This window comes from Streptomyces fractus, assembly GCF_049844455.1.
GTDB classification, from domain to species: domain Bacteria; phylum Actinomycetota; class Actinomycetes; order Streptomycetales; family Streptomycetaceae; genus Streptomyces; species Streptomyces fractus.
Window position 1 is genome coordinate 2,321,106 of sequence record NZ_JBMYHI010000002.1, and the last position, 25,886, is coordinate 2,346,991.

Below are 25,886 nucleotides of genomic sequence, written 5' to 3' on the forward strand. Positions count from 1 at the left end.
CGCCGGGGTGGGGCCCAGCCCGGTGCGGCCAGGCCGCCGGCGCTGCACCTTGCCTGGACGGTGCCGCGCGTTACAGCCGCCCGGCACCCGCTCGCGCAGTTCCCCGCGCCCCTGAAAGGGGCGCGGGGAACTGCGCAAAGGTGACCAACGGCGCAACGCACAGCCGCCCGGGACAGCCGAAAACACGCACACGCGGGCGCGTCGGGGAGGCCCCTACTTCTCGGCCCCGTCAGCCGTATGCCCGCCAAGATGCGTAGGCACCGGCGCCCGCTCCAGCTCATGACGGAGGTCGTCCAGTTCCGTGCCGCCCGCCATCTGCCGCGTCAGCTCGTCCAGCGTGATGTCGTCGCGCAAGTGGCTGCCGAACATCGCGCCGCGCTTGAGCAGCACGAACCGGTCCCCCACGAGGTACGCGTGGTGCGGGTTGTGCGTGATCAGAACCACGCCGAGGCCCGCGTCACGTGCCGCCGCGACGTACTTCAGGACGACACCGGACTGCTTGACGCCGAGCGCCGCCGTCGGCTCGTCGAGGACGAGGACCTTCGCGCCGAAGTAGACGGCGCGGGCGATCGCGACGCACTGGCGCTCGCCGCCGGACAGCGTGCCGATCGGCTGGTCGACGTCGCGCAGGTCGATGCCCATACGGGCCAGTTCCTCGTGCGTCGTCCGCCGCATGAGCTCGACGTCGAGGCGCTTGAAGGGGCCCGTCCCCTTCGTGGGCTCGGAGCCGAGGAAGAAGTTGCGCCACACCGGCATGAGCGGGACCACGGCGAGGTCCTGGTAGACCGTGGCGATGCCCCGGTTCAGGGCGTCGCGCGGGTTGCTCAGAACGGGTCTCCTCACCCTCGATCGCGAACCGGCCGCCGTCGTGCTGGTGCAGCCCCGCGATGATCTTGATGAGGGTCGACTTGCCGGCGCCGTTGTCGCCGAGGACGCAGGAGATCTCGCCCGCGTTGACGACGAGCGAGACGTCGTCGAGGGCGCGGATGTTGCCGTAGAACTTGCTGACGCCGTCGAGCTCGACGAGCGGTGCGGGCGTCGTGTCCTTGGTCGTCATCTGCTCGCCAGTCGTCATTTGCTCGCCTCCGCGCGCTTGCGGACCCACGCGTTGAGCAGGGTCGCGAGGAGCAGCATCGCCCCGAGGAAGAACTTGAACCAGTCCGAGTTCCACTCGGCGAACACGATGCCCTTGCTGGTCATGCCGAAGATCAGCGCGCCGATGGCCGCGCCGACCGCGGAGCCGTAGCCGCCGGTGATCAGGCAGCCGCCGATGACGGCCGCGACGATGTAGATCAGCTCGTTGCCGACGCCCTCGCCGGACTGCACGACGTCGAAGGAGAAGAGCAGGTGCTGGCCGGAGATCCAGGCGCCGAACGCGACGCCCATGTAGAGGCCGATCTTCGTCTTGTTGACCGGGACGCCCACCGCGCGGGCCGAGGCGAGGTCACCGCCGACCGCGAAGATCCAGTTGCCGACGCGGGTGCGGAGCAGGATCCAGGTGGCCACCAGTACGAGGGCGAGCCACCAGATGATCGTGATCTTGAAGTCGACGCCGCCGATGGTGAACGTGGAGGCGAAGACGGACTTGGCCGAGTCGAAGCCCTGCATGTCGGAGATCGACTTCGTCGACACGGTGCCGCTGATGAGCTTCGTGAAGCCCAGGTTCATGCCCGTCAGCATCAGGAACGTGCCGAGCGTGATGATGAAGCTGGGGAGTTTCGTGCGGGTCAGCATGACGCCGTTGAAGACGCCGATGGCGAGCGTCACCAGGAGCGAGACGCCGACGCCCACCCAGGTGTTCGCCGTCATCTGGTAGCTGAACATCGACGAGATCAGCGCCGAGGACGTCACCATGACGCCCGCCGACAGGTCGAACTCGCCGCCGATCATCAACAGTGCCACGGGCACGGCCATGATGCCGAGGGTCGAGGACGCGTACAGGACCGTCGCGAGGCTGGTCGCCCGCAGGAAGCTGTCCGCGAAGATCACGAAGAAGATGAAGACGGCGACGGCGCCGATGACCGAGCCCAGTTCGGGGCGGCCGAGGAGCTTCTTCCAGGGCGAGGCCTTGACGAGCCGCTCGTCGACGTCGCCCGTGCTCGTTGGAGTCGTCGTGCTCATCGCGTCCCCCGCTTCGCGTACTCCTGCAGCTTGGCGGCCTGGTCCTTGGTGACGATCTCGGGACCGGTGAGGACGGGCCGTCCGCCGCCGAGCACATTGGCGTTGTACCGGTAGAGCCACAGCAGGTCCACGGCCTCGTAGCCCTGGAGGTAGGGCTGCTGGTCGACGGCGAAGCCGAGGCTGCCGTCCTTGAGCTCCTGGGCGACCTTGTCGTTGAGGTCGAACGTGTCGATCTCCGCCTTGCTGCCCGCGTCCTCCTTGGCCTTCACGGCGGTGGCGGCGAACGGGGCGCCCAGCGTGACGACCGAGTCGATGGACTTGTCGGACTGCAGCTTGGCCTCGATGGAGGACTGCACGTCGGGCATGTTGGTGCCCTCGACGTACAGGTTCGTCATCTTCCCGTCGAAGGTCTTCTTGGCGCCCGCGCAGCGCTGCTCGTGACCGACGTTGCCCTGCTCGTGCAGGACGCACAGCGCCTTCTTCTTGCCGCGCTTGTTGAGCTCCTTGCCGACGGCCTCGCCGGCGATGGTCTCGTCCTGGCCGATGTGTGTGATCGCGCCGTACTTCTTGTAGATCTCGGAGCCCGAGTTCACGGTGATGACCGGGATGCCGGCCTTCTCGGCGCGGGCCAGGGCGGACTTCATCGCGTCCGGCTTGGCGAGCGTGACGATGATTCCGTCGACCTTCTTGTCGATGGCCGCGTCGACGAGCTGCGCCTGCTGGTTCGCCTCCTCGTCGTGCGAGTAGAGGAAGTTGATGTTGTCCTTGACGGCCGCCTGCTTCGCGCCGTTCTGGACGATGTCCCAGAAGGTGTCGCCATCGCCCGAATGGGTGATCATCGCGAACGTCCAGCGGGGTGTGTCGACCGCCGCCCTGCCTTGCGCGGTCTGGGACTTCCTGGCGTCCTCCGCCCGCTTGCCGCCGGTGCTGCTGCATCCGGCGAGCGAGAGGCCCAGGGCTCCCGCCACAGCGATGCTCACCCAGGTCCGAAACCGTGCCACGAGGCCGTGCCCTTCTTGGTCTGCTGCGTCATCGACCGGGATCGGCGGGCCGACCCCGGCGGACCGTGAACCGGTCCATGAGGACCACATTCCGGTCCCAAACGCACAAGTATGGGTCACGGGGATCATGCATCCATTCACCGGGTACCGCGCGCGGTGTACTTCTCCAGTCGCGGCACATCCTTCTCGGTGACGATCGCCGGGCCTGTGAAGACCGGCTTGCCGCCGCCGAGCACGTTCGCGTTCGTCTTGTAGAGCCACAGTTCGTCCACCGCCAGATAGCCCTGTAGATACGGCTGCTGGTCGACGGCGAAGGCGACCTCCTTCGCCTTGAGGCGGCGTACGACCTCGGCGTTCAGGTCGAACGTGGAGATCTCCGCCTTGCTGCCCGCGTCGTCCTTGGCCTTCACGGCGAGCGCCGCGATGGGGGCGCCGAGCGCGACGACCGCGTCGATGTCCTTGTCCGCCTGGAGCTTCGCCTCGATGGACGACTGGGCGGAGGGGGCGTTGGTGCCCTCCACGTTGAGGTTCTCGACGCTGCCCTTGAAGGTCTTGCGGACGCCGTCGCAGCGCTGCTCCAGGGAGACGTTGCCCTGCTCGTGGATGACGCACAGGGTCTTCTTGCGGCCCTCTTCGCTGAGTTTCGTGCCGACCGCCTCGCCGGCCACGCCCTCCTCCTGGCCGATGTGGCTGAGCGCGCCGAACTTCGCCGAGAACTGCGAGCCGGAGTTGATCGAGACGACCGGGATGCCCGCGGCCTTCGCCTTCGCGAGCACGGGCTCCATGGCCTGCGGCTTGGCCAGCGTGACGACGATCCCGTCGACCTTCTTGTCGATCGCGGCCTGCACCAGCTCGGCCTGCCCCTTGGCCTCCTTGTCGTTGGAGTAGAGGAACTGGACGTTGTCCTTGTCGGCGGCCTGCTGGGCGCCCTTGCGCACGATGTCCCAGAAGGTGTCGCCCTCGCCCGAGTGCGACACCATCGCGATCTTCATGCGGGGCGTGTTGACGGCCTTGCCGCCGCCTCCGCCGCCGTCGGCCTTGTCCTCCGAGTCCTTGCCGCCCGAGCCGCTGCATCCTGCGGCGAGCGCGAGTACGGCTACGACGGCTATGCCACCTGCGGCCGTGCGGGCTTTGCGGGTCGTGAGCATGGTGGAGCCACCTCTCCTCCGGCCGCCCGGTGCGGCTGGAGGTGTTTGTAGCGGGGTCCCACCGCAGGGTCAATGCATTTGTCAGAACATTCTGACCGCGCACGTGCCGCCCACGGTTCCCACAACTCTCAGGAACGTACGAGGAGTTGGAACTCGAAGGAGTAGCGCGAGGCCCGGTACGTGTGCGAGCCGAACTCGACCGCGCGGCCCGTGTCGTCGTACGTCGTGCGCTGCATGGTGAGCAGCGGCGCGCCCTCCCGCTCGCCGAGCCGCTCGGCCTCGGCGGCGGTGGCGGCGCGGGCACCGACGGATTGGCGGGCGCTGTGCAGGGTGATGCCGGCGGCCCGCATCAGGCGGTACAGGCCGCTCGCCACGAGCCGCTCGTCGTCGAGCGCGAGCAGTCCCGTGGGCAGGTGGTTGCAGAGGTACGCGACCGGTTCGCCGTGCGCGAGCCGCAGCCGCTCGACGCGGTGCACCTCCTCGCCCTCGCCGACGCCGAGCGCGGCGGCCGCCTCCGCGGGAGCGGGCACCAGGGTGTTGGCGATGACCCGGGTCTCGGGGCGCTGGCCGGCCGCCTCCAGGTCGTCGTACAGGCTGGACAGTTCGAGGGGGCGCTTGACCTGGCTGTGCACCACCTGGGTGCCGACGCCGCGGCGGCGCACGAGCAGCCCCTTGTCGACGAGGGACTGGATGGCCTGGCGGACGGTGGGCCGGGACAGGCCGAGGCGGCCCGCCAGCTCGATCTCGTTGCCGAGGAGGCTGCCGGGGGTCAGGGCGCCGCGCTCGATCGCGGCCTCCAGCTGCTGGGACAGCTGGAAGTACAGCGGCACCGGGCTGCTGCGATCGACGCTGAGGCCGAGGTCGACGGTCGGGTCAGCTAGGGGTTTGGCCACGGGGCGAGGCTATCGGTGGGAGATGTTGACGGGAAGTCCGGTTGTCAGGACAAGTGGATCGAGCCCCGCCGGCGATCGAGGCGCGGGGTCCTGGGCGGAGCCCCCGCGACGTGACAGACACGGGCTTTGTCAGGACAAACGATTGACACCCACCCGGAGGCCCGTCACCGTTGGATGCCATGCGCATCGGACTCATCGGAACGGGCCGCATCGGCACTTTTCACGCGGGCGTACTGGAGCGGTACCGGGAGGTCGGCTCGCTGGTCGTCACCGACGCGGAGCCCGCGCGGGCGGTCGCGCTGGCGGACCGGATCGGGGCGACGGCCGCGCCGAGCGTCGACGAGATCTTCACGTGGGGCGTGGACGCGCTCGTGATCACCGCGGCGACCGCGGCGCACGCCGAGCTGATCGGGCGGGCGGCGCGGGCGGGGCTCCCGGTCTTCTGCGAGAAGCCGATCGCGCTCGACCTGCCGGGGACGCTGGCCGCGCTCGCGGAGGTCGAGGCGGCGGGCACGGTGCTCCAACTCGGGTTCCAGCGCCGCTTCGACGCCGGGTACACGGCGGCGCGGGCGGCCGTGCGGGAGGGGAGGCTCGGCCGGGTGCACACGGTGCGGGCGATGACCTCCGACCCGGCGCCGCCACCGGCCGCGTACCTCCCGCTGTCCGGCGGGCTCTACCGGGACTGCCTGATCCACGACTTCGACATGCTGCGGTGGGTGACCGGTCGCGAGGTCGTCGAGGTGTACGCGACCGGGTCCGACGCCGGGCCCGCCATGTTCCGGGAGGCGGGGGACGTGGACACCGCGGCGGCGCTCCTCACCCTCGACGACGGAACCCTGGCCACGGCCACCTCGACGCGGTGCAACGGCGCGGGCTACGACGTACGCATGGAGCTCTCCGGCGAACACGACACGGTCGTCGTCGGCCTCGACGACCGGACCCCCATCGCCTCCACGGAACCGGAGGGCCCCCGCGCCGCCCCGAAGCCGTGGCCCGGCTTCCTGGAACGCTTCGCCCCCGCGTACGAGGCCGAACTGAAGGCATTCGTGGACGTCGTCCGCGGCGAGCGCACCAACCCCTGCGACGGCCGCGAGGCCCTGCGGGCACTGCGCGTCGCGGAAGCCTGCGAGGTGTCGCGGGGAGAGCGGCGGGTGGTGCGGATGGAGGAGATCGCCGGGGGCTGATCCGCGGGCTATGACGTCATCGCGAGGAGGCGGTCCAGGACCGCCGGGTCCGCCTTGACGCCGTCGTGCAGATGCCGCTCGGAGACCCAGGGGCGCAGGCCGCGCACCGAGGAGGCGGTCTGGAGGGACTGTTCACGGTCGACGAACATGTCGTCGCGGTAGACGGCTGCGGCCACCGGGACCTCGTTGGCCGCGAGCCGGTCGAGGTCGTAGAGCGCGGGCCAGTCCGTGCGGTGAGCGAGCGCGTCGGCCGTGGCCTTGAGCGGGACGAGCGCCGGGTCCTCGTCGAACATCCACGGGTACATCATCTCGCCGGTGAAGTGCAGCGGCCCCGTGCCTTCCGCGTCGAACTCCGGGAACTCCGCCCGGATCCGGTGCGCCGACCAGTCGGTGGCGCGGCCGCCCTGGGCGTAGATCGCTTCGTGCAGGACGGCGTAGAGGGGCCGCGGCGCGAGCGAGACGACCGCGTCGACGCCGCGCAGGAACGGGTCCGACAGGGCGGGGCCCGTCGCCCCGGCCACGAAGGCGCACTCCAGCAGATAGTGCAGCGAGTCGCATGCGGAGGAGGTGCCGAAGGTGATGCCGAGGGTCTGGAAACGGCGCACCGAGAGACGCTCCCCCGACGGCATGCGCACGTCGTGCTTCGCGAGGTGCTCCGCGACCCGTTCGGCGACCGCGCGGTCCCCCGGATAGCGCGTGAAGTAGCGGGAGTTGGCTTCGATCGTGCGCCGGTAGGCCGCGCGGTAGACATCGTCCGCGTGGCCGGTGAGGGTGGGGAGGCCGCCGGTGATCAGGGCCCGGTCGAGGCCCTCGGGGGCGAGGCTCAGATAGGTCAGGGTGCTGAATCCGCCGAAGCTCTGGCCCAGCACCGTCCAGGGTCGGTCGCCCTGGAGGTGGCGGCGGAGCAGTTCCGCGTCGCGCACGATGGAGTCGGCGCGGAAGTGCGTGAGGTACGCGGCGGGGTCCGGGTGTCCGGCGAGCGTGGTGCGGTCGGCGGGGGTGGAGCGGCCCGTGCCGCGCTGGTCGAGGAGGACCACGCGGTACTCCTTCAGGGCGCGGCGCAGCCAGGCGCCGGAAGCGTTGGGGCGCTCGGCCCGGCCGCCGGGTCCGCCCTGGAGCCAGAGCAGACGGGGCAGTTCGCGCCCCTCCATGTCCTCGGCGACGACTTCGCGGGCGAAGACGGAGACGCGGGGGCCGTCGGGGCGGGCGTGGTCGAGCGGGACGTCGAGGGTGTGGTCGGTGCAGACGAGTCCGCTGTGGCGGTAGGTGGTCATGGTCGGATCGACTCCTGGGGTAGGGCGGGTGGCGGCCGAAACCGCCACCCCGGTGCGGCGAATCAGTACCCGGCCACGCCCAACTCCCGGCAGATCTCTACCAGTTCGGGGTGGACGTACACCCCGTCCTTCTCGACGCACTCACCGTCGAGGTAGATGGACGGGCCGAGGATCGAACCGTCCGTGTGCGCGGCGGAGACCCACGGCTCGCCCCCGATCCACGCGCCCTTCGTGCCGATGCCGAGCTCCACGCAGCCGAAGACGCGCTCGTCCTCGACGATGCGGCCGGTCGGCGCGGGCACGCCCGGGTTGAAGCCGAGCGACCAGTGGGCGACGCGGAACATGTTCGGGTCGTCCCAGGACTCCATCCAGCGGCGGAAGATCTCCGCGTCCTGGCCCTCGCCGTCGATCTTCGTGACGACACCCTTCTCGACGGTGCAGCGCACCGGGTTGCGCAGCAGGCCCAGCTGGTCCGGCGGCCACAGGGCGCCGTCGAAGACGAGGACGCCGTCCTGGGTCTCTTCGAGCGGGTTCCAGGAGATCTGGCCGGAGAGCATGACGGTCTCGCCGGGCTTCTCGGCGGGCTTGCCGCGCAGGTTGATCGGGCGGTCGCCGTTGCGGCCCGTGATGTCGGTGCCGTTCGCGGAGGTGATGCGCACCTCGTCGGCCTGCTCCAGGAGCCGGACGAGCGCCTTGCCGAGCTTGATGACGCCCTGGAAGTCGGGGCGGCCGACCGTCGCGACGAGCATGTGCACGTCCATGGCGGTCAGATTCGTGTACCGGCAGCCGTTCGCCATCGCGCGGCGGAAGGCGTCGGAGTGCATCACGTAGGAGACGGCGAACTCGATCCATACGTCGGCGTCCGCGATGGCGCCCGCCACGGGGCGCGGCGGCTCCATGGAGGAGCTGGGCATGGTCTCGGACCAGACGACGACGGGGTGCGCGCCGGCGGCGGCGACGGCCTGCGCGGTCGCGTCGACGACGCGCCGGTCACTGCTGGTGTCGCCGGTGAGCACGACGTGCTCACCGGGCTTGACGAGCATGACCTGCTCGACCAACTTGCGCGCGGCGAGGGCGAGTTCGTAGCTCAGGTACTCGGCGCGGGGCTCGAGGCGGCTGAACATCTCCATGGTGAATCCTTCTCCTTGCGGTGGTGCTTGTACGAGAGGTGGCTTGGGGGGGCGGGAGATTCCGGTGGTCAGCCCGCCTTGATGATCTGGGCGGAGTCGCCCAGGGAGCTGCCCGCGATGAGTCCGGCGCCGACCAGGTTCAGCTCCTCGTCGGCGCGCGGGCCGCGCCACTTGCGATAGCCGACGCGGACCGCGAGGGCGGCGAGCACCATCCAGCAGGCGTGCGGGGTGAGGATCAGCAGGCCGGTCGCGAGCATCACGCCCATCTGCCGCTTTGTGCCGCCGATGAGCTGGATGAGGCCGCCGGGAATCGCCCAGATCAGCAGCGTGCGCAGCACCCCGGGCTCGCCCAGGCCGTTCTTGACGGTGTCGGCGTAGACCTTGGCGACGGGTGGGATCAGGCCCTGCTTGAAGTACGACTGCCAGAGCACGGCCACGACGACGAGGGCGGCGCCGAAGCCGATGAGCGCGGCACGGAACTGTTCCCGGCGGCCCTCGCGTTCGTACGGGTCCCAGGGCTGGTGGTCGCGGCGCAGCAGCCAGCCCGCCTTGAGGTCGTAGCCCATGTCGGCGAAGGCGGGACCGGTGGCGGAGACGTAGCCGACGAGGAGGGCGAGCGGGACGGACGGGATGCCGATGAGCAGCCCGAAGACGAGGAAGATCAGGGTGACGGCGAAGGAAGGGAACCAGCCGGACTGCATGGCGGCGAGCCCGACGATCAGCTCGTGCACGAGGGCGGCGAACGCGGCGAACAGGACCCAGCCGGCGATGCCGAGCGGGCTCATGTCCCCGATCAGCCCGCCGAGCACGGCGAGCAGCACGGCGCCCGCCACGAAGAGGGCGTAGCCGCGCACGAGGGAGCGGCGCAGCTGCGTCTCGTCGACGGTGTGGGCGATGGTGGGGTCGGCCGGGGCGTCGGCGGGTGTGTCCGTGGGCGCGGGCTCGGCCGCCGAACGGCGGCGCACCAGCATCACGACGGCCTGGCCGAGCGCGACGATGCCCGCGCCGACCATCACGCCGTGCGGCACGTAGCCCACGCCGAGGTCGGTGTGGAACAGGTCGGGGCTGAACTCCCGCAGGCCGAGGCCCACTCCGAACATGAGCAGGGCCCATACGTTGCCGAGGAAGGCGACGCCGGCGGCGGACAGCGGAAGGCTGAAGAGGGTGCCCACGACGCCGACGACGGTGCCCGCGCCGAGTACGAGGGCGCGCTTTCCGCCCTTGTCGCCGGCCTTGATGGTCTCCGCGGCGGCGGTGCCCGGCGGCCAGGCCCCGTCGGCGGGCAGCAGCCTCGAACCGAAGGACCGGTACAGCACCCAGGTGTCGATGAGCAGCCCCACGAAGGAACCGATGAGCATCGGCCAGACCAGGTCCTCGCGCCCGAAGACGTAGGGCACCGCGATGGAGGTGAGCAGGGCGTTGGCGGAGGCGAAGGTGGCGGCGGAGATCGCGCTCTGGGCGAGGTTCTGCCGGTGCACGGAGCGCATCGAGCGCAGTCCCGCGAGGGGGATGCGGCCGATCAGCATGGCGATCAGGGCGCCGACGACCGAGGTGTTCGCGGAGATGCCAAGTTTCGCGACGAGGTCCGCGCCGATGACGGCGCCGACGACGGAGAGCACGGCGAGGACGACGAACACGATGGGCTCGCGGACGCGCGGGTGGCCGGCGCCGGCCGGCGATGCGCCCTGCCCCGGCCCGCTCGGTGGCGGCGGGGCGGTGGCGGCGGGCGAGCTGTGGTGCGACACGGGGTCACCTCTTGGCGGGTGGGCCCGTCCCTCGAAGGGGCAGGACGGTTGTGGGCAGGCAACGGCGAGCCGCGTACGACGGGTGCGGGCGCGTCGTACGAGTGCTGTCGTGGGGTGGCGGTCGGGCCGTCGGCGGGGTCGGCGGCGGTCAGGAACCGAAGGCGACGGTGGCCTCCTCGGCTCCCGCCTTGACGAGCTCGGTGATGCGGTCGGTGGCGCGGGTGATGCGGTGGGCGGGTCCGATGACGGTGAGCGAGGCGGCGACGGTGCCGGCCTGGAACACCGGGGCGGCCACGGCGGCGACGGCCTCGTCGTACTCGCCGTGGCTGACGCTGTGGCCCTGTGCGCGTACGTCGGCGTACAGGGCCAGGAGGGTGTCGAGATCGGTGACGGTGTGGCCGTTGAAGCGCTGGAGCGGGGTGGCTCCGAAAAGCCGGCGCAGCTCCGCCTCGGGGTAGTGGGCGAAGATCGCGTGCCCGGAAGCGCCGGCGTGACCGGGCATGACGGCCCCGATGATCGCCGTGTAGCGGACGGGCCCGGTGCCGTCGACGGCCGCGGCGCAGCGGTAGCCGGCGCCCTGCGGCACGTTCAGGACGACGCTCTCGCCGGTCTCGCGCAGCAGCCCCGCGAGGATCGGACGGACCAGGGAGGGCAGCACCCCGCTGTGCTCACCGGCGCGTGCGAGTCGGGAGACGGCCGGGCCGAGCCGGTAGCGGCGCGTGGTGGTGTCGCAGGTGAGGAAGGAACGGGAGGCGAGAGTGGTGAGCAGCCGCTGGGCGACCGCCTTGTCCCAGCCGTGTCTGCGGGCCATCTCGCTGACGCCCCACTCGGGGCGGCGTTCGGTGAAGGACAGCAGGACCAGCAGGGCACGGTCGGCGCCCTGAAGGACCCCGGGCTGCGGTGGGGCGAGGACGTCCGCATCGACGGGGTCGCCCCCGGGTGCGGTGTCACCGGTGTCGCCGGAGGTCGTGCCGTTCTCCTCGGCCATCGCCTCGCTCCTCTCCGTACCCTTGCTCGGTGCGCTGAGCGCAACGTCGTTGCGCTCAGGGGCGAGAACTATGGGATCGGGGAGGCGGGGGTGTCAAGGGTGTTCTTCGACTCGCCCTTGGACGATTGAGGACGATTGAGGACTAGGGCCGGGTTGGAGCACCGGGATGGCGGTGGGCGTGGTTACCAGTGGACCGGCAGGCTTCGGGTGCCGCGGATGAGCATGCCGGGCAACCAGGTGTCCGGGGTTTCCGTGAGGGTCAGGTCCGGGCAGCGTTCCAGGAGGGAGCGGACGGCTATCCGTCCCTCCAGGCGGGCGAGCGGGGCGCCCAGGCAGAAGTGGATGCCGTGGCCGAAGGCCATGTGGCCGCGGGCGTCGCGGCGGATGTCGAAGCGGTCGGGTTCCGCGAAGCGGTGCGGGTCGTGGCTCGCCGTGGCGATGCCGATGAGTACCGGTGCGCCCGCCGGGATCACCGTGCCGTCGATGTCCACCGGCTCCGCCGCGAAGCGGTGCGTGGCCGTCTCGACCGGGCCGTCGTAGCGCAGCATCTCCTCCACGGCGCCGTCCAGGAGGGTCATGTCGGCGCGCAGGGCCTCGAGTTGGTCCGGGTGGCGGAGCAGGGCCCTGACGCCGTTCCCGATCAGGTTGACCGTGGTCTCGTGGCCCGCGACGAGCAGCAGGAAGGCCATGGCGCGCAGTTCGCTGGGCGAGAGGCGGTCGCCGTCCTCCGCCGTGGTCCGGATCAGCGCGCTCAGCAGGTCGTCCGCGGGGGCGGCGCGGCCCTTGTCCGCGATCAACTCGTCGAGGAAGCCGACCAGTTCGACATGTGACTCGTACGCCTCCTCCTCGCTGGTCGGCGCCACGACCTGCGTCGACATGCGGCGGAACCGCTCGCGGTCGATGTCGGGGACGCCGAGCAGCTCGCAGATCACCGCGAAGGGCAGCGGGAAGGCGAGGGCTCCGATCAGGTCGGCGCTGCCGTGCGGCACCATGTCGTCGAGCAACTCGTCCGTGAGCTTCTGGATGCGCGGGGCGAGCGCCGCGACCCGGCGCGGGGTGAACTCCCGGGTGACCAGGGAGCGCAGGCGGCCGTGCTCCGGCGGGTCCGCGAAGAGGAGGTGCAGGCCCATCATGTCGTTCTCGATGCCCCACGGTGGGCTCTTGACCAGGCGGGGGTCGGTGAACGCGGCGCGGGCGGCCTCGTGGCCGACGATCAGGTAGAGGTCCTCGGTGGGGCCGGGGCCGGGTGTGCGGACGTGGTGGACGGGGCCGTCCGCGCGCAGTCGGTCGTAGACGGGGTACGGGTCGGCGTGGAAGTGGTGCGCGCCGCCCGCGAGTTCCGCCAGGTCGATGATGTCGGTGCTGCGGGTCATGGCGTTGCCCTTCCGTCCCGGGGGTATCGGGTGACCTTGCCTCCGGCGGTTCAACTCGCGGCGTCCGTCGTACGTTCCCGTCGCCGGGATCGGTCGACGTTTCCTACGCCTCGGGGCTCCGCCCCGGACCCCGCGCCTCAATCGCCGGCGGGGCTGAAAAGTTCGGGGCGCCACCTGGGCCCCGCGCCCCCGTGTCGACGCACGGGAAAGATCGGGGCGCCCCTTGGGCCCCGCACCTCCAGTCCCGACACACTGAAAAGACCGGAGCGCCCCCCCTTGGGCCCCGCACCTCCAGTCCCGACACACCGAAAAGACCAGGGCGCCCCCTGAGCCCCGCACCTCCAGTCCCGACACACTGAAAAGACCAGGGCGCCCCCTGACCCCCGCACCTCCAGTCCCGACACACTGAAAAGACCAGGGCGCCCCCTGACCCCCGCACCTCCAGTCCCGACACACTGAAAAGACCGGAGCGCTGCCCCGGACCCCGCTGCTCAATCGCCGCAGGGGCTTGATGGGCCCGAGGGGCCGACACGTCTCAGTCGTCGTCCAGCAGACCCGCGTCGTGGGCCAGCAGGGCGATCTGTACGCGGTTGTTGAGGTCGAGCCGGGCCATGATGCGGGAGACGTGGGTCTTGACCGTGGGGACGCTCATGTAGAGCGTCGCGGCGATCTCCGCGTTCGACCTGCCGCGGCCCACCTCGACGGCCACCTCCCGCTCGCGCTCGGCCAGTTCGGCCAAGCGCGTACGCGCGCGTGCCCGCCGGTCCAGGGCGGGGTCGTCGGCCGAGACCTTGGTGATGAGCTGCCGGGTCACGGTCGGCGAGAGGACCGGGGTGCCGGCCGCCACCCGGCGTACCGCCTCGACGATCTCGCCCGGCGCGGTGTCCTTGAGGACGAACCCGGCGGCTCCCGCCCGCAGTGCCCGCAGCACCTGTTCGTCGGCGTGGAAGGTGGTCAGGACGATCACCTCGGGCGCGTCCGCGCGGGCGCGCAGCGCCTCGGTGGCGGACAGGCCGTCCAGGGTGGGCATGCGCAGGTCCATGAGGACGACGTCCGGGTGCAGCCGGGCCACCTGCGCGTCCACCTCACTGCCGTCGGCGGCCTCGCCGACGATCTCGATGTCATCGGCGGCGCCGAACATGAAGGTGAGGCCGGCGCGCACGAGGGGGTCGTCGTCGACGATGAGCAGGCGGATCGCGGTCATGGGGCCACCGTAGCCGCGAGGATCACCCCCGTTCGCGTGCTGTCCCCGCCGCCTGCGCGTGCTCGGCCAACGCCACCAGCGCGTCCCGCGCCGATTCCCGGCCCCGCGCGTCGCAGAGCAGCACCGGTACGGCCTCGTCGAGATCGAGCGCGGTGCGGACCGTCGAGATCGGGTAGTGGCGGCTGCCTTCGAAGCAGTTGACGGCGACGAGGAAGGGCAGGCCCGCGCGCTCGAAGTAGTCGATCGCGGCGAAGCAGTCGGCGAGCCGCCGGGTGTCGGCGAGTACGACGGCGCCGAGCGCGCCCTCGGCCAGGTCGTCCCAGAGGAACCAGAAGCGTTCCTGGCCCGGCGTACCGAACAGGTAGACGACCACCTGCTCGCTGATGGAGATCCGCCCGAAGTCCATCGCCACGGTGGTGCTCACCTTGGCGTCCACGCCCGTCGTGTCGTCGACATGGGCGCCCGCGTCGGAGAGCAGTTCCTCGGTGCGCAGCGGCCTGATCTCGCTCACGGCGCCCACGAACGTCGTCTTGCCTACGCCGAAGCCGCCCGCCACCAGGATCTTCAGCGATACGGGCGGCAGCGGCGCGGGCGTGTCCGGCGCGCCGCCCTGCTGCCTGGTACCGGCCGTCACGTCAGAGCGCGCGGAGGCCATTGATCACCTCTCTGAGGATGTGTTCGTCCGGCAGCTCGGCCGGGCGGACGGGACGGGTGATGCGGGCGATGCCGTCGTCGACCAGGTCCCCGAGGAGGACGCGGACGACCCCCGCGGGCAGGTCGAGGACGCCGGAGAGTTCCGCGACGGACTGGGCGCGGCGTCGGCACAGCTGGACGATCCGGTGGTGCTCGGGGCCGAGGCTCCACTCCGTGGCCAGTTCGTCGGCCGTACGCTCGTCGAGCCCGCCACCCCCTTCGACGCGCGGGTCGACGACGGTCACCATGGCTGCCAGGTCCAGCTTCTTGCGGTGCGCCGTACGCGCGGTGCGCCCGCGGGTGAGCGTGTACGCGCGGACGAGGGAGCTCGCTCCGGCCTCGAACCCGGGCACGGTTTCCCCGGCGCCGCTCATGACGAGGGGGCGGCCGCCTCGGCCCTGGGCTGCGTGGCGAGATGGGCGCCGACCCTCTTGACCAGGAGCGTCATCTCGTACGCGACCCGGCCGATGTCCGCGTCGCCGGTGGTGAGCACGGCGAGGCAACTGCCCTCGCCGGCGGCCGCGACCAGTAGGAAGGCCTCGTCGAGTTCGACGACGGTCTGGCGGACCCGGCCCACGGCGAACTGTTCGCCGACGCCGCGGGCCAGGCTGTGGAAGCCGGAGGAGACGGCGGCGAGGTGCTCGCTGTCCTCCCGGTCGAGGTCCTGCGAGGTGCCCTTGGCGAGGCCGTCGCGGGACAGCACGAGCGCCTTGCGGACGCTGCCGACGCGCGTGACGAGGTCGTCGAGCAGCCAGTCGAGTTCACCGCCTCGGACGTTGGCGTCCGAGGCTGCCGTACGGGGCGAGGGTGACGATGCGGACACGGTTGGGCTCCCCTTCTCGGTGTGTCTGGAGTGGTGAGGTGCTGGGCGCGGTGTCAGTCGTCGGCGGTGTCGCGGGCCCGCTGCCAGCCCGTCTGCATCGACTGCATACGCAGCCGGACCTGGTCCGCGTCGCGTTCGGCCGGCCGCTCCGTGGCGGCGGCCGACTCGGCCGCGCGGCGTTGCAGTTGCGGGGCGAGGCCGGCCTGTCTGACTCTGCGCGGCAGACCGTCGATGGTGTCGTCCGGGCTGATCAGGGGCGCGGGCGCGGCGGCCCGCCCATGGCCACGGACCGGCCGCGGGGCGGGGGCCTCGCGGCGCCCCGGCTGATGCGGGATGCCGGCGCTGCCCAGTGGTACGCCCTGGGGCGCGGGAGGGGCGGCGATGCCGTCGGTCCTGGCCGGCACGGCGAACACGTTGTCGGTGTCCTGGCGCGGCTCGTCGGTCCCTTCCTCGGGCGCGGTGAGGACGGCCCTCGGGATGAGGACGACCGCGGTGGTCCCTCCGTACGGCGATGCCCGCAGGGCCACCGTGATGCCCTGGCGGTGGGCGAGCCGCGAGACCACGAGGAGGCCGAGCCGGTCCGTGCGCGACGGGTCGATCTCCGCGGCCGAGGCGAGGCGTTGGTTGATCAGCTCGCGCTCGTCCGGCGCGATGCCGAGCCCCCGGTCGTGGATCTCCAGGGTGAGTCCCTTCGCCGCGCGCTCGCAGGCCAGCTGCACGGTGGAGCCGGGTGGCGAGAAGATCGTGGCGTTCTCGAGGAGTTCGGCGACGAGATGGGTGAGGTCGGCCACGGCCGGGCCGCGCACCCAGAAGTCGGGCAGCCGGGGCACGTCGATCCGCTCGAAGTCCTCCACTTCACCGATCGCGCCGCGGATCACCGAGAGCAGCGGGACGGGCGTGCCGCCGTGCCGGCCCGCCGCGGCGCCGGAGAGGATGACCAGGCCGTCGGCGTGCCGCCGCATACGGGTGGTCATGTGGTCGAGGCGGAACAGGTCGGCCAGCTCGTCGTCGTTGTCGGTACGCCGCTCCATGCTGTCGAGGAGCGTCAACTGCCGGTGCAGCAGCGCCTGGTGACGTCGCGCCAGGTTCACGAACACCTCGGAGATGCCGCGTCGCAGGTTCACCTGCACCACGGCGCCCCGCATCGCCGCCCGCTCCAGGGTCTGCAGCGCCTCGCCGACGTGGCCGATCTCGCTGCGCGGATGGTCGCGCCGCGGCGACTCCGCGTCGACGTCGACCTGCTGCCCCTCGCCGAGCCGCCGCACCACGTCGGGCAGCCGGACGTCCGCCGACTCCCGCGCCTGCGACCGTAGTTGCCCGAGCTCGCGGACGATGCGCCGGGCGATCCGCACGGAGATGACCACGGAGGCGATCACCGCGATGAGCCCGACGACCCCGGTGACACCGGCGATGACCAGGGTCCGGACGGACACGGGCTTGGCGCGTGCAACCAGGTCGTCGACGGACTGGAAGTTGAGATCGGTGATCTTCTTGTCGAGGTGGATCGCGTCGGCGCTCACTTCCCGTGCGGTGGCGGCCAGTGCGAGGTCCTTCCCGGTGCCGGCCCGCGGTGCGGCCGTCAGCAGCCGCCGCTCGGCGGCACGCAGCGACGCCGTCGGCGGGCCGCTCCAGAAGTCCTTGAACCGCTTGCGGTCCGCGCCCTCCAGGAGGCCGCCCGCCGTCCTCACGCTCAACGCGCGCTGGGCGATCAGGCCCGCCACCTCGCGCTGGTCGGCCGCCGTGATCTCGCCCCCGGAGGCGGCCCAGCCGAGCAGGGCGCCCTCCCTGAGCACCGTCTCACGGCTCTGCGTGATCACGGCGAGTCCGGCCAACTGGCCGCTGATCCCGCCCCCTTGGGAGATCGCCTTGGATCCCTGAAGGTAGAGGCGGTACCAACCGTCCGCCTGGGCGTTGTACCGCCGGTACGCCTCGCGCCCGCCGATGGTGCCCGCCTCGACGGCGCGGCGCAGCGGCTTCAGACCGGCGACCTGCTCGGCCTGGCCCGCCACGTCCCAGCCGCGGATCTTGCCGCGCAGCTTCGAGTCCCGCGCGAGCCGCGTGAGTTCGGCGACCTTGGCGTCGGTGGCCTCGACCCTGCGGCGCAGCGTGTCCTGCGCCCGGGGGTCCTGCCGGTCCGCGAGGTGGTCGAGCGCGGCCCTGCGCTCGCTCTGCACCGTGCCGAGGGTGTCGACCACCACCGGGATGAAGTCGTCGAGCACGTCGGAGGCGTCGAGCACCTTCATCGCCTCGCTGCCGGTCACCGCCGTCGACGTACCCCACAGCGCGACGAGACTGACCAGCGGCAGCACGACGAGGACGATGATCTCCCTGCGGATGCCGCGCGCCCGCGCCCGCCGCCCTTTCCTTCGATGACCTCCACCGTGCGAGCCTTCGCCCTGCGCGGTGGCCAACGGGGGATCCCCCTGTGGTGACATACGACGCCACTCCCGAACCCTCGGCACACCCCGGCACCCCTGTGGCGCCGCGCCGATGCGGCCCGGAGCCTACGCCGCGCGCACCCTTGGGAACAGGCTTCCAACCCCTGCAATTTCATTACCGCTGGTAACGCATCTATCCGCGCCGATCCGGCCTCACTCCGGCCACGGCAGCCACGCCCGCACCGTGAACCCTCCGTCCGGTTCCGCCCCGTGGGCGAGCCGGCCACCCGCGAGCGTGGCGCGTTCGGTGAGGCCGATCAGGCCCTGGCCGGAGCCGGGGACGTGCGGCACCTCGCCGGGCGGCGGCGGGTTGCGCACGATGACCGTGAGGCCGTCCCCCGCGCTGCCCTCGACCGTGACGGCGACCTCGGCGCCCGGGGCGTGCTTACGGGCGTTGGTCAGGCCTTCCTGGGCGATGCGGTAGGCGGTGCGTCCGGTGGAGGCGGGCACGGACTCGGTGTCGGGGACCCGGTTGTCGAGGTCGACCTTCATGCCGGCCTCGCGGGACTCGGCGACCAGGGTGCCGAGCGCGGCGAGGGTGGGTTGCGGCCGCCCCGACTCGTCGCCGTGGTCGGCCGCGCGCAGCACGCCGATGATCTCGCGCAGGTCCTGAAGTGCCTCGTGCGCGCTCTCCCGGATCACGCCCGCGGCCCGGGCGATCTCGCCCCGGGGCGCGTCGGGGCGGAACTCCAGGGCGCCCGCGTGCACGCTCAGCAGGGTGAGGCGGTGGGCGAGCACGTCGTGCATCTCGCGGGCGATGTCCTCGCGGGCGAGCCGCTGTGCCTGCTCGGCGCGGAGCACGGCCTCGGTCTCTGCGCGGCGCGCCCGGTCCCGCAGGGACATCAGGAGCTGGCGCCGGGAGCGGACGAACATGCCCCAGCCGACGACCGTGATCGTGATGATGACGGTGAACGACACCGACAGCAGGTACGAGGACTCGGGGTCGGGCCGCAGCCAGAAGAACAGCGGGACGAGCGCGATGGAGATGCCCGCCACCCAGCCGACGTAGCGGAACGGGCGGTGCACGGCGAGCGTGAACACCGCGATCATGGACGCGCCACCCGCGGTGTTGGACAGGAAGCTCACGGGGATCATCGCGACGGCGAGACCCAGCGGCCAGCGCCTGCGCAGCCAGACCGCGGCGCAGGCCGCGGCGCCGAGCACCTGGTCGACGACGGCGAGTGCGGGCGGCGTGTTCGGGTCGTCCCAGACCTGCTCGGAGAAGATCAGGCCGAAGAAGACCGCGATGCCGAAGCAGCTGAAGTCGACGATCCAGTCACGGGCGGTGCGCCGCCTGCGGCCCGGCCGCCCCTCGGGGTCCAGGTCGAGTTCGTCGGCGACGGCCGAGGGCAGCAGCCGTCGGCGCCATCGCTCGGCGGGGGTGTCCGCCACCTGCGGGGTTCCGGTCTGCCGCACTGCTTCCATGGTCGACAAATCTACGCACCCCGGGCGCCGGGTACCGCCCTGAGCGCCGCTTCCGCGACCAAAGTCGTACCCCCGTCGACTTTGGTCGCGGCCGGCGCCCGCGCTCCGCTACCGGAGTCCTGCGGGGCTCGCCCCGCGGCCGATGTGGGTGGGGGGTCCGCGGGGCGAGAGTCCTGAGCATGAACAAACAGCAGTGGCTGCAGATCATCGAGATCATCGGCGGCTTCGCCCTGCTCCAGGGCGCGGTCGGCATCCTGCACGAGTTCACGGGCTGGCTGGGCTGGGGCCTGATCGAGCGGATCGGGTTCCTCGACGGCCACGAGATCTACGGCAGCATCACGCTGATCGTGCTCGCGATCGCCGTGTTCGCGGCCGTCGAGTCCCAGAAGAAGACCTGATCAAAGACCTGGTCCTACGGAGCCGGGGAGGGCTCGGCAGGCGTACCGGGAGGTCTCAGCAGGAGTGGTCGACCAGGTCGAAGGACGCGTAGTGGTCCGCCGTGTAGTAGTCCTCCTTGTCGGAGTCTCCGGTGACGATGCGGCGGGCGCCGCGGTCGCTCGAGCCCGGCGTGATCACCGTGTACTCGTGGTAGTAGCCGGACGACTGGTCGGGCAGGATGCCCTCCCGGTTGGAGAAGACCGTGCCGTCCTGCTCGTACGGGTACGGTCCGCCCTGCGCGATGAGGTCCAGGGTGTCGTGCGCCTCGGCGGGCAGCGCGGAGTAGCAGATGTCGCCGACAGCGGCGGCCGAGACGGAGTGGGGGGCGACGGCCGGGGCCTGCGCGGCCGGTGCGGCGATCGCGGTGGAGCCGCCCACGCCGCCCAGAAGGAGGGCGGCGGCAACGGCGAGGGCACTGATGAAGCGTGGGGGAGTCTTCATGCCCATAGTGTGACGCGCGTAGAGGTGGGCATGTCAACACCAACTACCGCATGTTTTCCGTCAGTTCACTCGGGCGGAAAAGGAGATGCGGGGCACACCGGTGCTGTCAGGCCGGTGTGCCCCGCAAGGCGAGGAGAGTACGGGCTAGTTGCCCAACTCCGCGTGGCGGGCCACCAGTTGAGACTCGCCCTGCTCCGTGAGGGAACCGAACAGGCGCAGTCGCGAGATGCCGCCGTCGGGGTAGATGTCCACGCGCGCGTGCGTACCCACCGCCGGGGTGTCGAGCACGAAGCGGTGGTTCGTGTCGGGCTGAAGGCGGGTGCGCGGCAGGATCTCCGTCCACTCCCCGTCTTCGTCGGCGCCATCCTTCACGGAGACCGATGCCCAGCCGGCGCTGTTGCCCTTCAGGTACGCCGTGTCGATCTCGATGGCGCGGATCTGCGACTGGGCGACGAGCTGGTAGCGGATCCAGTCGTTGCCGGTGTCGCGGCGGCGCCGGGTCTCCCAGCCGTCGTCCATCTTGCGGGAGCGGCCCGGCTGGATGGTGTTGGAGGCGGGCGAGTAGAAGAGGTTCGAGGCATCCTCGGCGCGGCCGCCGTTCTCCAGGGCGACGACGTCGAACGTGCCGAGCGTGGCGAGCCACTTCGGGTCCGGGAGGACCTGGCCGTACACGCGCAGGCGGGCGATGCCGCCGTCGGGGTGCTGGTTGACGCGCAGGTGCGTGAAGCGCTGCGGGGAGTCGACCACGAAGCCGTTCGCCGCGTGGCCGCCAACGGCCGTACGGGGTACGAGCGTTGTCCACTTCACGTCGTCCGCGAGCAGCTCCTCGGGCGTGGGCGCGCCCTCGAAGGACGTGGCCTCGACGGAGACGGCCTGCGGGTAGTTGCCGCGGAAGTGGGCGGTGTCGACGACGATGCCGCTGATGACGCCGGGCGCGCCGAGGCGGACGAGGGCCCAGTCGTGGTCCTCCTCCGTCGGCCACGGGTGGTCGGCCGAGGCGCCGCGGCGACGGCGGGTCTCCCAGCCGTCCATGATCTTGCCCTTGTGGCCGAAGTGCTCCGGGTCGAACTCGGCGCGCTCGGGCACGAGGAGGTTCTCGCGCTGGGCGAAGAACTCGTCGTTCGCGGCGATCACACCGGCGCCGAGCTGGCGCGCGGCGAGGTTCGCGTCCTGCGTGAACGGGAAGTCCGCGGTGCGGTAGTCGGCGTACGGGTCGCCGCCGCCGTAGGGGCTGGCGTCACCGGTGAAGTGGGGTATCGCGGGGGTCGCGGACATCTCTTTTACTTGTTCCTTTCGAGCAGCTTGCCGCGCGGGTCGGTGAACTCGCCGTCGGCGACGATGCGTTCACCGCGCAGCCAGGTCGACCTGACGACACCGTGCAGCGTCTTGCCCGCGTACGCGGTGACGCGATTGCGGTGCTGGAGGGCGGCCGGGTCGACGTTGAAGGTGTCCTCGGGGGCGAGGACTGCGAAGTCGGCGTCGCGGCCGACCGCGATGGCGCCCTTGCGGTCGTCGAGGCCGACCAGCTTCGACGTGCGCTCCGACATCCAACGCACCACGTCCTCAAGGGAGTAGCCGCGCTGGCGGGCCGCGGTCCAGATCGCGGAGAGGCTCAGCTGGAGGCCGGAGATGCCGCCCCAGGCGGTCGCGAAGTCGTCCGTCTTCAGGTCGGCCGTGGACGGCGAGTGGTCGGTGACGACGCAGTCGATGGTGCCGTCGGCGAGCGCCTGCCACAGCAGGTCCTGGTTGGCGGCCTCGCGGATCGGCGGGCAGCACTTGAACTCGCTTGCCCCGTCCGGGACTTCCTCCGCGGTGAGGGTGAGGTAGTGCGGGCAGGTCTCGACGGTCAGCTCGACGCCCTCGGCCTTCGCGGCGGCGATCAGCGGCAGCGCGTCGGAGGACGACAGGTGCAGGATGTGGATGCGGGCGCCGATCCGCTTGGCGGTGTCGATGAGGCCCTTGATGGCGACGTCCTCGGAGACGCGCGGGCGGGTCGCCAGGTAGTCGTCGTACTTCGGGCCGGAGTTGTGCGGCGCGACGTCCAGCTCGTGCGGGTCCTCTGCGTGCACGATGAGCAGGCCGCCGAAGCCTGCGATCTCCGCCATGGAAGCCGTGAGCTGGTCGGCGTTCAGATGCGGGAACTCGTCGACACCCGACGGCGAGAGGAAGCACTTGAAGCCGAAGACACCGGCGTCGTGCAGCGGGCGCAGGTCCTTGACGTTGTCCGGCAGCGCGCCGCCCCAGAAGCCGACGTCGATGTGCGCCTTGGAGGCGGCCACGTCCTTCTTCGTACGAAGGTTGTCGACGGTCGTGGTCGGCGGCAGGGAGTTGAGCGGCATGTCGACGAGGGTCGTGATGCCGCCGGCCGCCGCGGCGCGGGTGGCGGTCCAGAAGCCCTCCCACTCGGTGCGCCCCGGGTCGTTGACGTGGACGTGCGTGTCGACGATGCCGGGCAGCAGCGCGTCGTCGCCGAAGTCCTCCAGACGGGCCCCGGCCGGGACCTCCGCGTCGTGCGCGCGCACGGCGACGATCTTCCCCGCGGCGACGGCGACCGAGGCGGGGCGCGTACCTTCGGGAGTGACGACGCGCGTCGAGCGCAGCACGAGTTCGATCTGGACGTCGGGGTCCGACACGTGGGCCTCCTCAAGCTTCAACGTTCTGTTGAAGGACTCTCACTCAGACTTCGGGAACCGTCAAGACCCGCATGGCAGACCCGGGGACCCTGGACGTTTCCACAAAGTGGAATTAAGATTCCGACACGCAGAACGTAGCTACCCACGAACTTCCCGGTCAAGGGATCACTGGCCGCAAGGCCGCCGGTAGGCTTCAATCCAGCCTGCCACTCGAAAGGAACGCGCTGTGCCGACGTCCGACGCCAGCACCACTGATGCCGCCAAGTCCGCACCCACCGGCGGCGTCCAGTCCCTCGAGCGCGCCTTCGACCTGCTCGAGCGGATGGCCGACGCGGGCGGTGAGGTCGGCCTGAGCGAGCTCTCCGCCAGCAGCGGACTCCCGCTGCCGACGATCCACCGCCTGATGCGGACGCTGGTCGCCTGCGGGTACGTACGCCAGCAGCCCAATCGGCGCTACGCCCTCGGTCCGCGGCTCATCCGGCTCGGCGAGTCCGCGTCCCGGCTGCTCGGCACGTGGGCGCGGCCGTACCTCGCGCGCCTCGTCGAGGAGACCGGCGAGACCGCGAACATGGCGCTCCTCGACGGCGACGAGGTCGTGTACGTCGCTCAGGTGCCGTCCAAGCACTCCATGCGGATGTTCACCGAGGTCGGCCGCAGGGTGCTGCCGCACTCGACCGGTGTGGGCAAGGCGCTGCTCGCGTACGCGCCCGCCGACGAGGTGCGGGCATTGCTCGGGCGGACCGGGATGCCGGCCGCCACCGAGAAGACCCTCACCACGCCCGAGGGTTTCCTCGACGCGCTCGAGGACGTCAGGCGGTCCGGGTATGCCGTCGACGACAACGAGCAGGAGATCGGGGTGCGGTGCCTCGCGGTGTCCGTGCCGGATTCGCCCACCGCCGCGGCGATCTCCATTTCCGGCCCCGCGGGGCGGGTCACCGAGGCCGCGACCGAGAAGATCGTGCCGGTCCTTCAGCAGGTGGCCCAGGAGTTGTCCGTGGCGTTGGCCAGTTCCGGGCACAGTGGCTGACGTCTCGGGGCGCCGCCCCGGACCCCGCGCCTCAATCGCCGGCGGGGCTTGAGATACCGCCGTCGCGCATCTCGCGGATCTCGTCCGCCACCGTCAAGTGAGCCTTGTCGTGGGTGACCAGGACGGTCGCCGTTTCGCGCTCTCGCGTCAGGTTGCGGAGCAGGTCCAGTACCGCGGCGCCGCGTTCGTGGTCGAGGGCGCTCGTGGGCTCGTCGACCAGGAGGACGCGCGGCGCGTTGATCAGGGCTCTCGCGATGTTCACGCGTTGGCGCTGGCCGCCCGAGAGCTGGTGCGGGCGGCGGTGGGACTGGGCGGTCAGGCCGACCGCGTCGAGCAACTCGCGTGCCCTGTCGCGTACTTCCCTCGGTTTGCGGCCCTCCAGGTGGGCCATCACCTGGAGTTGTTCCAGGGCGGTGAGGGACGGCAGCAGGTTCGGCTGCTGGAAGACGATGCCGATGGCGCGGCGGCGCAGTTCCGCCGCGTCCGAGCGGCTCAGGGCCGTGGCCTCGGTGCCGTCGACGACCACGCGGCCGGTGTCCGGCGTGACGAGCGTCGCCGCGACCGCCAGGAGGCTGGACTTCCCCGAGCCGGACGGGCCCACCACCGCCGTGAGGCCGCCGGCCGGGACCCGGAGGGCGACCCGGTCGAGGGCCGTGAGGCGGCCGTCCCCGTCGGCGTAGGTGAGGGTGATGTCGTCGAGCAGCAGGGTCATCGGGCGCTCCCGAGTGCGGTGAGGGGGTCGACGGCGGTGATCCGCCGGATGGACAGGGCGGCGCCCGCGAGGCCGAGGACCGTCATGACGGCGACCGGGCCGAGCGCGGTCGCCGGTTCGAGGACGAAGGGCACCGTGTCGGGGACGAAGGCGCCGATGAGGGCGGCGAGGCCGGTGCCCACGGCCGTGCCGGCCACCAGCATCAGGACCGCCTGGCCGAGCGCGTCGCGCAGGAGATAGCGGGTCGAGGAGCCGAGGGCCTTCAGGACGGCGATGTCCGCGCTGCGCTGGATCGTCCAGACCGTGAAGAACGCGCCGACGACGAGCGCAGAGATGACGAAGAGGAAGCCGCGCATCAGTTGCAGCGAGCCGTTCTCCGCCTGGTAGGACCCTATGGCCGACAGGGCGCCGTCGATCGTTGTCGTCTCCGTGCCGGACTTCTTGTCGGCTGCCGGGAGGTCGGCGGCCGGACCCGTGCGCAGGGCGATGACGGTCGCGCGGTCACCGTTGCCACCCGTGGGCGTGATGCGCTGCCAGTCGTCGAGGTGCGTCCAGACGACGGGTGTGTGGCTGTACGAGGCGTCGCCGGAAACGCCCGTGATCGTGAGGCTCGCGCCGCCGAGGGTGAGCTTGTCGCCCGTGGAGGCGCCCAGTTCCTTCGCCGCCTTGGTGGAGAGGACCGCCGTGCCGGGCGCCGTCGCGTCGGGCGCGAGTCCCGAGTCCTGGCGCACGCCGAACGCGGACACGGCGGCCGTCTGCCGGCCGGCCTCGGCGTTCACCGTGCCGATGCCGATCGGCTCCGCGCTCTCGACGCCCTTCCGCGCCGCGAGGTCGCGCCACTGCGCGGGGCGCACCGTGGACGCCGTGAACGACACCGACTGGCCGTCGGCGGGCCGGGCGAAGGCGAGGTGGTCGGCGGGCAGCCCGGTGAGCGCCGACGTGTTGTCCCGCGCGAGGCCCGCCGTCAGTCCCGACAGCAGTCCCACGAGCAGCGTGATCAGTACGATCACGGTTCCCATCAGGGCGAACCTTCCCCTGGCGAACCGTAGATCTCTCCATGCGACGAACATGCGGTCAAGACTGCTGCCAGGGGGCCCGCGCGGGCATCGCGCCACAGCATGCTTCACCCGAATCGAAGGGAGGACCTGCTTTTCGAACTTTCGGTTGACGGGTTCGGCCTCCCGGCTCCGTACGC

23 protein-coding genes and 1 pseudogene are annotated in these 25,886 nt (G+C 71.3%); 3 read left to right on the forward strand and 21 right to left on the reverse strand.

All coding sequences use genetic code 11. The features are described from left to right. Nucleotides 1-213: 213 nt before the first annotated feature. The 5 genes and pseudogenes from ACP4E5_RS12400 to ACP4E5_RS12420 form a co-directional block, all read right to left on the reverse strand. Nucleotides 214-1,075, reverse strand: a pseudogene (locus ACP4E5_RS12400) (ATP-binding cassette domain-containing protein). Beyond that, on the reverse strand, nt 1,072-2,121 hold the full coding sequence (locus ACP4E5_RS12405; protein WP_425827953.1) for an ABC transporter permease: 1,050 nt from the start codon (nt 2,119-2,121) through the stop codon (nt 1,072-1,074). Before ACP4E5_RS12405 ends, ACP4E5_RS12400 begins: the two are co-directional and overlap by 4 nt. Then, entirely contained in the window at nt 2,118-3,122 is a 1,005-nt protein-coding gene (locus tag ACP4E5_RS12410) for a sugar ABC transporter substrate-binding protein (protein ID WP_425827955.1), read from the reverse strand. The genes ACP4E5_RS12405 and ACP4E5_RS12410 overlap by 4 nt, the downstream gene beginning before the upstream one ends. Before the next feature lie 137 nt (nt 3,123-3,259). Then, complete coding sequence (locus tag ACP4E5_RS12415; protein ID WP_425827957.1) at nt 3,260-4,270, reverse strand: sugar ABC transporter substrate-binding protein; 1,011 nt, start codon at nt 4,268-4,270, stop codon at nt 3,260-3,262. A 128-nt stretch (nt 4,271-4,398) separates the two neighbouring features. Then, on the reverse strand, nt 4,399-5,163 hold the full coding sequence (locus ACP4E5_RS12420) for a GntR family transcriptional regulator (RefSeq protein WP_425827959.1): 765 nt from the start codon (nt 5,161-5,163) through the stop codon (nt 4,399-4,401). A gap of 179 nt (nt 5,164-5,342) precedes the next feature. Between ACP4E5_RS12420 and ACP4E5_RS12425 the strand changes: the two genes are divergently transcribed. Continuing rightward, on the forward strand, nt 5,343-6,347 hold the full coding sequence (locus ACP4E5_RS12425; RefSeq protein ID WP_425827961.1) for a Gfo/Idh/MocA family protein: 1,005 nt from the start codon (nt 5,343-5,345) through the stop codon (nt 6,345-6,347). Nucleotides 6,348-6,355: 8 nt separating this feature from the next. Here the strand turns inward: ACP4E5_RS12425 and ACP4E5_RS12430 are convergent, their stop codons facing one another. The 11 genes from ACP4E5_RS12430 to ACP4E5_RS12480 all read right to left on the reverse strand — a co-directional run bounded on the left by ACP4E5_RS12430 (nt 6,356) and on the right by ACP4E5_RS12480 (nt 19,440). Then, nucleotides 6,356-7,621 (reverse strand): alpha/beta fold hydrolase, encoded by a 1,266-nt coding sequence (locus ACP4E5_RS12430; RefSeq protein ID WP_425827963.1) that lies wholly within the window; start codon nt 7,619-7,621, stop codon nt 6,356-6,358. A gap of 62 nt (nt 7,622-7,683) precedes the next feature. After that, nucleotides 7,684-8,751, reverse strand: coding sequence for a 2,5-dihydroxypyridine 5,6-dioxygenase NicX family protein (locus tag ACP4E5_RS12435; protein WP_425827965.1), 1,068 nt, complete (start codon nt 8,749-8,751; stop codon nt 7,684-7,686). Between the two features lie 68 nt (nt 8,752-8,819). Then, nucleotides 8,820-10,496, reverse strand: coding sequence for an OPT/YSL family transporter (locus tag ACP4E5_RS12440; protein WP_425827967.1), 1,677 nt, complete (start codon nt 10,494-10,496; stop codon nt 8,820-8,822). 148 nt (nt 10,497-10,644) lie between these two features. Next, a complete protein-coding gene (locus ACP4E5_RS12445) occupies nt 10,645-11,484 on the reverse strand; it encodes an IclR family transcriptional regulator (protein WP_425827969.1) in 840 nt (279 codons plus the stop codon). Between the two features lie 182 nt (nt 11,485-11,666). Beyond that, nucleotides 11,667-12,857, reverse strand: a complete 1,191-nt coding sequence (locus ACP4E5_RS12450; RefSeq protein WP_425827971.1) for a cytochrome P450 family protein — start codon at nt 12,855-12,857, stop codon at nt 11,667-11,669. A gap of 535 nt (nt 12,858-13,392) precedes the next feature. Then, nucleotides 13,393-14,061: a response regulator gene (locus ACP4E5_RS12455; RefSeq protein WP_425827973.1), complete on the reverse strand. Its 669-nt coding sequence runs from the start codon at nt 14,059-14,061 to the stop codon at nt 13,393-13,395. A gap of 22 nt (nt 14,062-14,083) precedes the next feature. Beyond that, the gene (locus tag ACP4E5_RS12460) at nt 14,084-14,716 is read right to left on the reverse strand and encodes a GTP-binding protein (RefSeq protein ID WP_425827975.1); all 633 of its coding nucleotides are present in this window, start codon (nt 14,714-14,716) and stop codon (nt 14,084-14,086) included. Further along, entirely contained in the window at nt 14,697-15,128 is a 432-nt protein-coding gene (locus ACP4E5_RS12465; RefSeq protein ID WP_425827977.1) for a DUF742 domain-containing protein, read from the reverse strand. Before ACP4E5_RS12465 ends, ACP4E5_RS12460 begins: the two co-directional genes overlap by 20 nt. Beyond that, the gene (locus ACP4E5_RS12470; RefSeq protein ID WP_425827979.1) at nt 15,125-15,577 is read right to left on the reverse strand and encodes a roadblock/LC7 domain-containing protein; all 453 of its coding nucleotides are present in this window, start codon (nt 15,575-15,577) and stop codon (nt 15,125-15,127) included. Before ACP4E5_RS12470 ends, ACP4E5_RS12465 begins: the two co-directional genes overlap by 4 nt. Nucleotides 15,578-15,630: 53 nt before the next feature. After that, nucleotides 15,631-18,012 carry a sensor histidine kinase gene (locus ACP4E5_RS12475; protein WP_425827981.1) on the reverse strand — a complete coding sequence of 794 codons (2,382 nt, stop codon included), beginning with the start codon at nt 18,010-18,012 and terminating at the stop codon, nt 15,631-15,633. Between the two features lie 156 nt (nt 18,013-18,168). Then, nucleotides 18,169-19,440, reverse strand: coding sequence for a sensor histidine kinase (locus tag ACP4E5_RS12480; protein ID WP_425827983.1), 1,272 nt, complete (start codon nt 19,438-19,440; stop codon nt 18,169-18,171). A gap of 179 nt (nt 19,441-19,619) precedes the next feature. Between ACP4E5_RS12480 and ACP4E5_RS12485 the strand changes: the two genes are divergently transcribed. Continuing rightward, nucleotides 19,620-19,838 (forward strand): hypothetical protein, encoded by a 219-nt coding sequence (locus ACP4E5_RS12485; protein WP_425827985.1) that lies wholly within the window; start codon nt 19,620-19,622, stop codon nt 19,836-19,838. Between the two features lie 55 nt (nt 19,839-19,893). On the opposite strand, the gene ACP4E5_RS12490 is transcribed toward ACP4E5_RS12485, so the two are convergent. The 3 genes from ACP4E5_RS12490 to allB form a co-directional block, all read right to left on the reverse strand. Then, a complete protein-coding gene (locus ACP4E5_RS12490; RefSeq protein WP_425827987.1) occupies nt 19,894-20,319 on the reverse strand; it encodes a guanyl-specific ribonuclease in 426 nt (141 codons plus the stop codon). A 144-nt stretch (nt 20,320-20,463) separates the two neighbouring features. Further along, entirely contained in the window at nt 20,464-21,594 is a 1,131-nt protein-coding gene (alc, locus tag ACP4E5_RS12495) for an allantoicase (RefSeq protein WP_425827989.1), read from the reverse strand. Nucleotides 21,595-21,599: 5 nt separating this feature from the next. Beyond that, complete coding sequence (allB, locus tag ACP4E5_RS12500; protein WP_425827991.1) at nt 21,600-22,952, reverse strand: allantoinase AllB; 1,353 nt, start codon at nt 22,950-22,952, stop codon at nt 21,600-21,602. A gap of 226 nt (nt 22,953-23,178) precedes the next feature. Between allB and ACP4E5_RS12505 the strand changes: the two genes are divergently transcribed. Then, nucleotides 23,179-23,979 (forward strand): IclR family transcriptional regulator, encoded by an 801-nt coding sequence (locus ACP4E5_RS12505; RefSeq protein WP_425827993.1) that lies wholly within the window; start codon nt 23,179-23,181, stop codon nt 23,977-23,979. A 31-nt stretch (nt 23,980-24,010) separates the two neighbouring features. Here the strand turns inward: ACP4E5_RS12505 and ACP4E5_RS12510 are convergent, their stop codons facing one another. Further along, nucleotides 24,011-24,691: an ABC transporter ATP-binding protein gene (locus tag ACP4E5_RS12510; protein ID WP_425827995.1), complete on the reverse strand. Its 681-nt coding sequence runs from the start codon at nt 24,689-24,691 to the stop codon at nt 24,011-24,013. Then, nucleotides 24,688-25,761, reverse strand: coding sequence for an ABC transporter permease (locus ACP4E5_RS12515; protein ID WP_425827997.1), 1,074 nt, complete (start codon nt 25,759-25,761; stop codon nt 24,688-24,690). Before ACP4E5_RS12515 ends, ACP4E5_RS12510 begins: the two co-directional genes overlap by 4 nt. Nucleotides 25,762-25,886 lie beyond the last annotated feature (125 nt).

Coding starts and splice junctions, on each gene's coding strand:
- ACP4E5_RS12460 (WP_425827975.1), bottom strand. CDS start 14,716: ATGGCCTCCGCGCGCTCTGACGTGACGGCCGGTACCAGGCAGCAGGGC.
- ACP4E5_RS12415 (WP_425827957.1), bottom strand. CDS start 4,270: ATGCTCACGACCCGCAAAGCCCGCACGGCCGCAGGTGGCATAGCCGTC.
- ACP4E5_RS12445 (WP_425827969.1), bottom strand. CDS start 11,484: ATGGCCGAGGAGAACGGCACGACCTCCGGCGACACCGGTGACACCGCA.
- ACP4E5_RS12430 (WP_425827963.1), bottom strand. CDS start 7,621: ATGACCACCTACCGCCACAGCGGACTCGTCTGCACCGACCACACCCTC.
- ACP4E5_RS12490 (WP_425827987.1), bottom strand. CDS start 20,319: ATGAAGACTCCCCCACGCTTCATCAGTGCCCTCGCCGTTGCCGCCGCC.
- ACP4E5_RS12405 (WP_425827953.1), bottom strand. CDS start 2,121: ATGAGCACGACGACTCCAACGAGCACGGGCGACGTCGACGAGCGGCTC.
- ACP4E5_RS12485 (WP_425827985.1), top strand. CDS start 19,620: ATGAACAAACAGCAGTGGCTGCAGATCATCGAGATCATCGGCGGCTTC.
- alc (WP_425827989.1), bottom strand. CDS start 21,594: ATGTCCGCGACCCCCGCGATACCCCACTTCACCGGTGACGCCAGCCCC.
- ACP4E5_RS12475 (WP_425827981.1), bottom strand. CDS start 18,012: ATGTCACCACAGGGGGATCCCCCGTTGGCCACCGCGCAGGGCGAAGGC.
- ACP4E5_RS12465 (WP_425827977.1), bottom strand. CDS start 15,128: ATGAGCGGCGCCGGGGAAACCGTGCCCGGGTTCGAGGCCGGAGCGAGC.
- ACP4E5_RS12455 (WP_425827973.1), bottom strand. CDS start 14,061: ATGACCGCGATCCGCCTGCTCATCGTCGACGACGACCCCCTCGTGCGC.
- ACP4E5_RS12480 (WP_425827983.1), bottom strand. CDS start 19,440: ATGGAAGCAGTGCGGCAGACCGGAACCCCGCAGGTGGCGGACACCCCC.
- ACP4E5_RS12515 (WP_425827997.1), bottom strand. CDS start 25,761: ATGTTCGTCGCATGGAGAGATCTACGGTTCGCCAGGGGAAGGTTCGCC.
- ACP4E5_RS12435 (WP_425827965.1), bottom strand. CDS start 8,751: ATGGAGATGTTCAGCCGCCTCGAGCCCCGCGCCGAGTACCTGAGCTAC.
- ACP4E5_RS12450 (WP_425827971.1), bottom strand. CDS start 12,857: ATGACCCGCAGCACCGACATCATCGACCTGGCGGAACTCGCGGGCGGC.
- ACP4E5_RS12510 (WP_425827995.1), bottom strand. CDS start 24,691: ATGACCCTGCTGCTCGACGACATCACCCTCACCTACGCCGACGGGGAC.
- ACP4E5_RS12425 (WP_425827961.1), top strand. CDS start 5,343: ATGCGCATCGGACTCATCGGAACGGGCCGCATCGGCACTTTTCACGCG.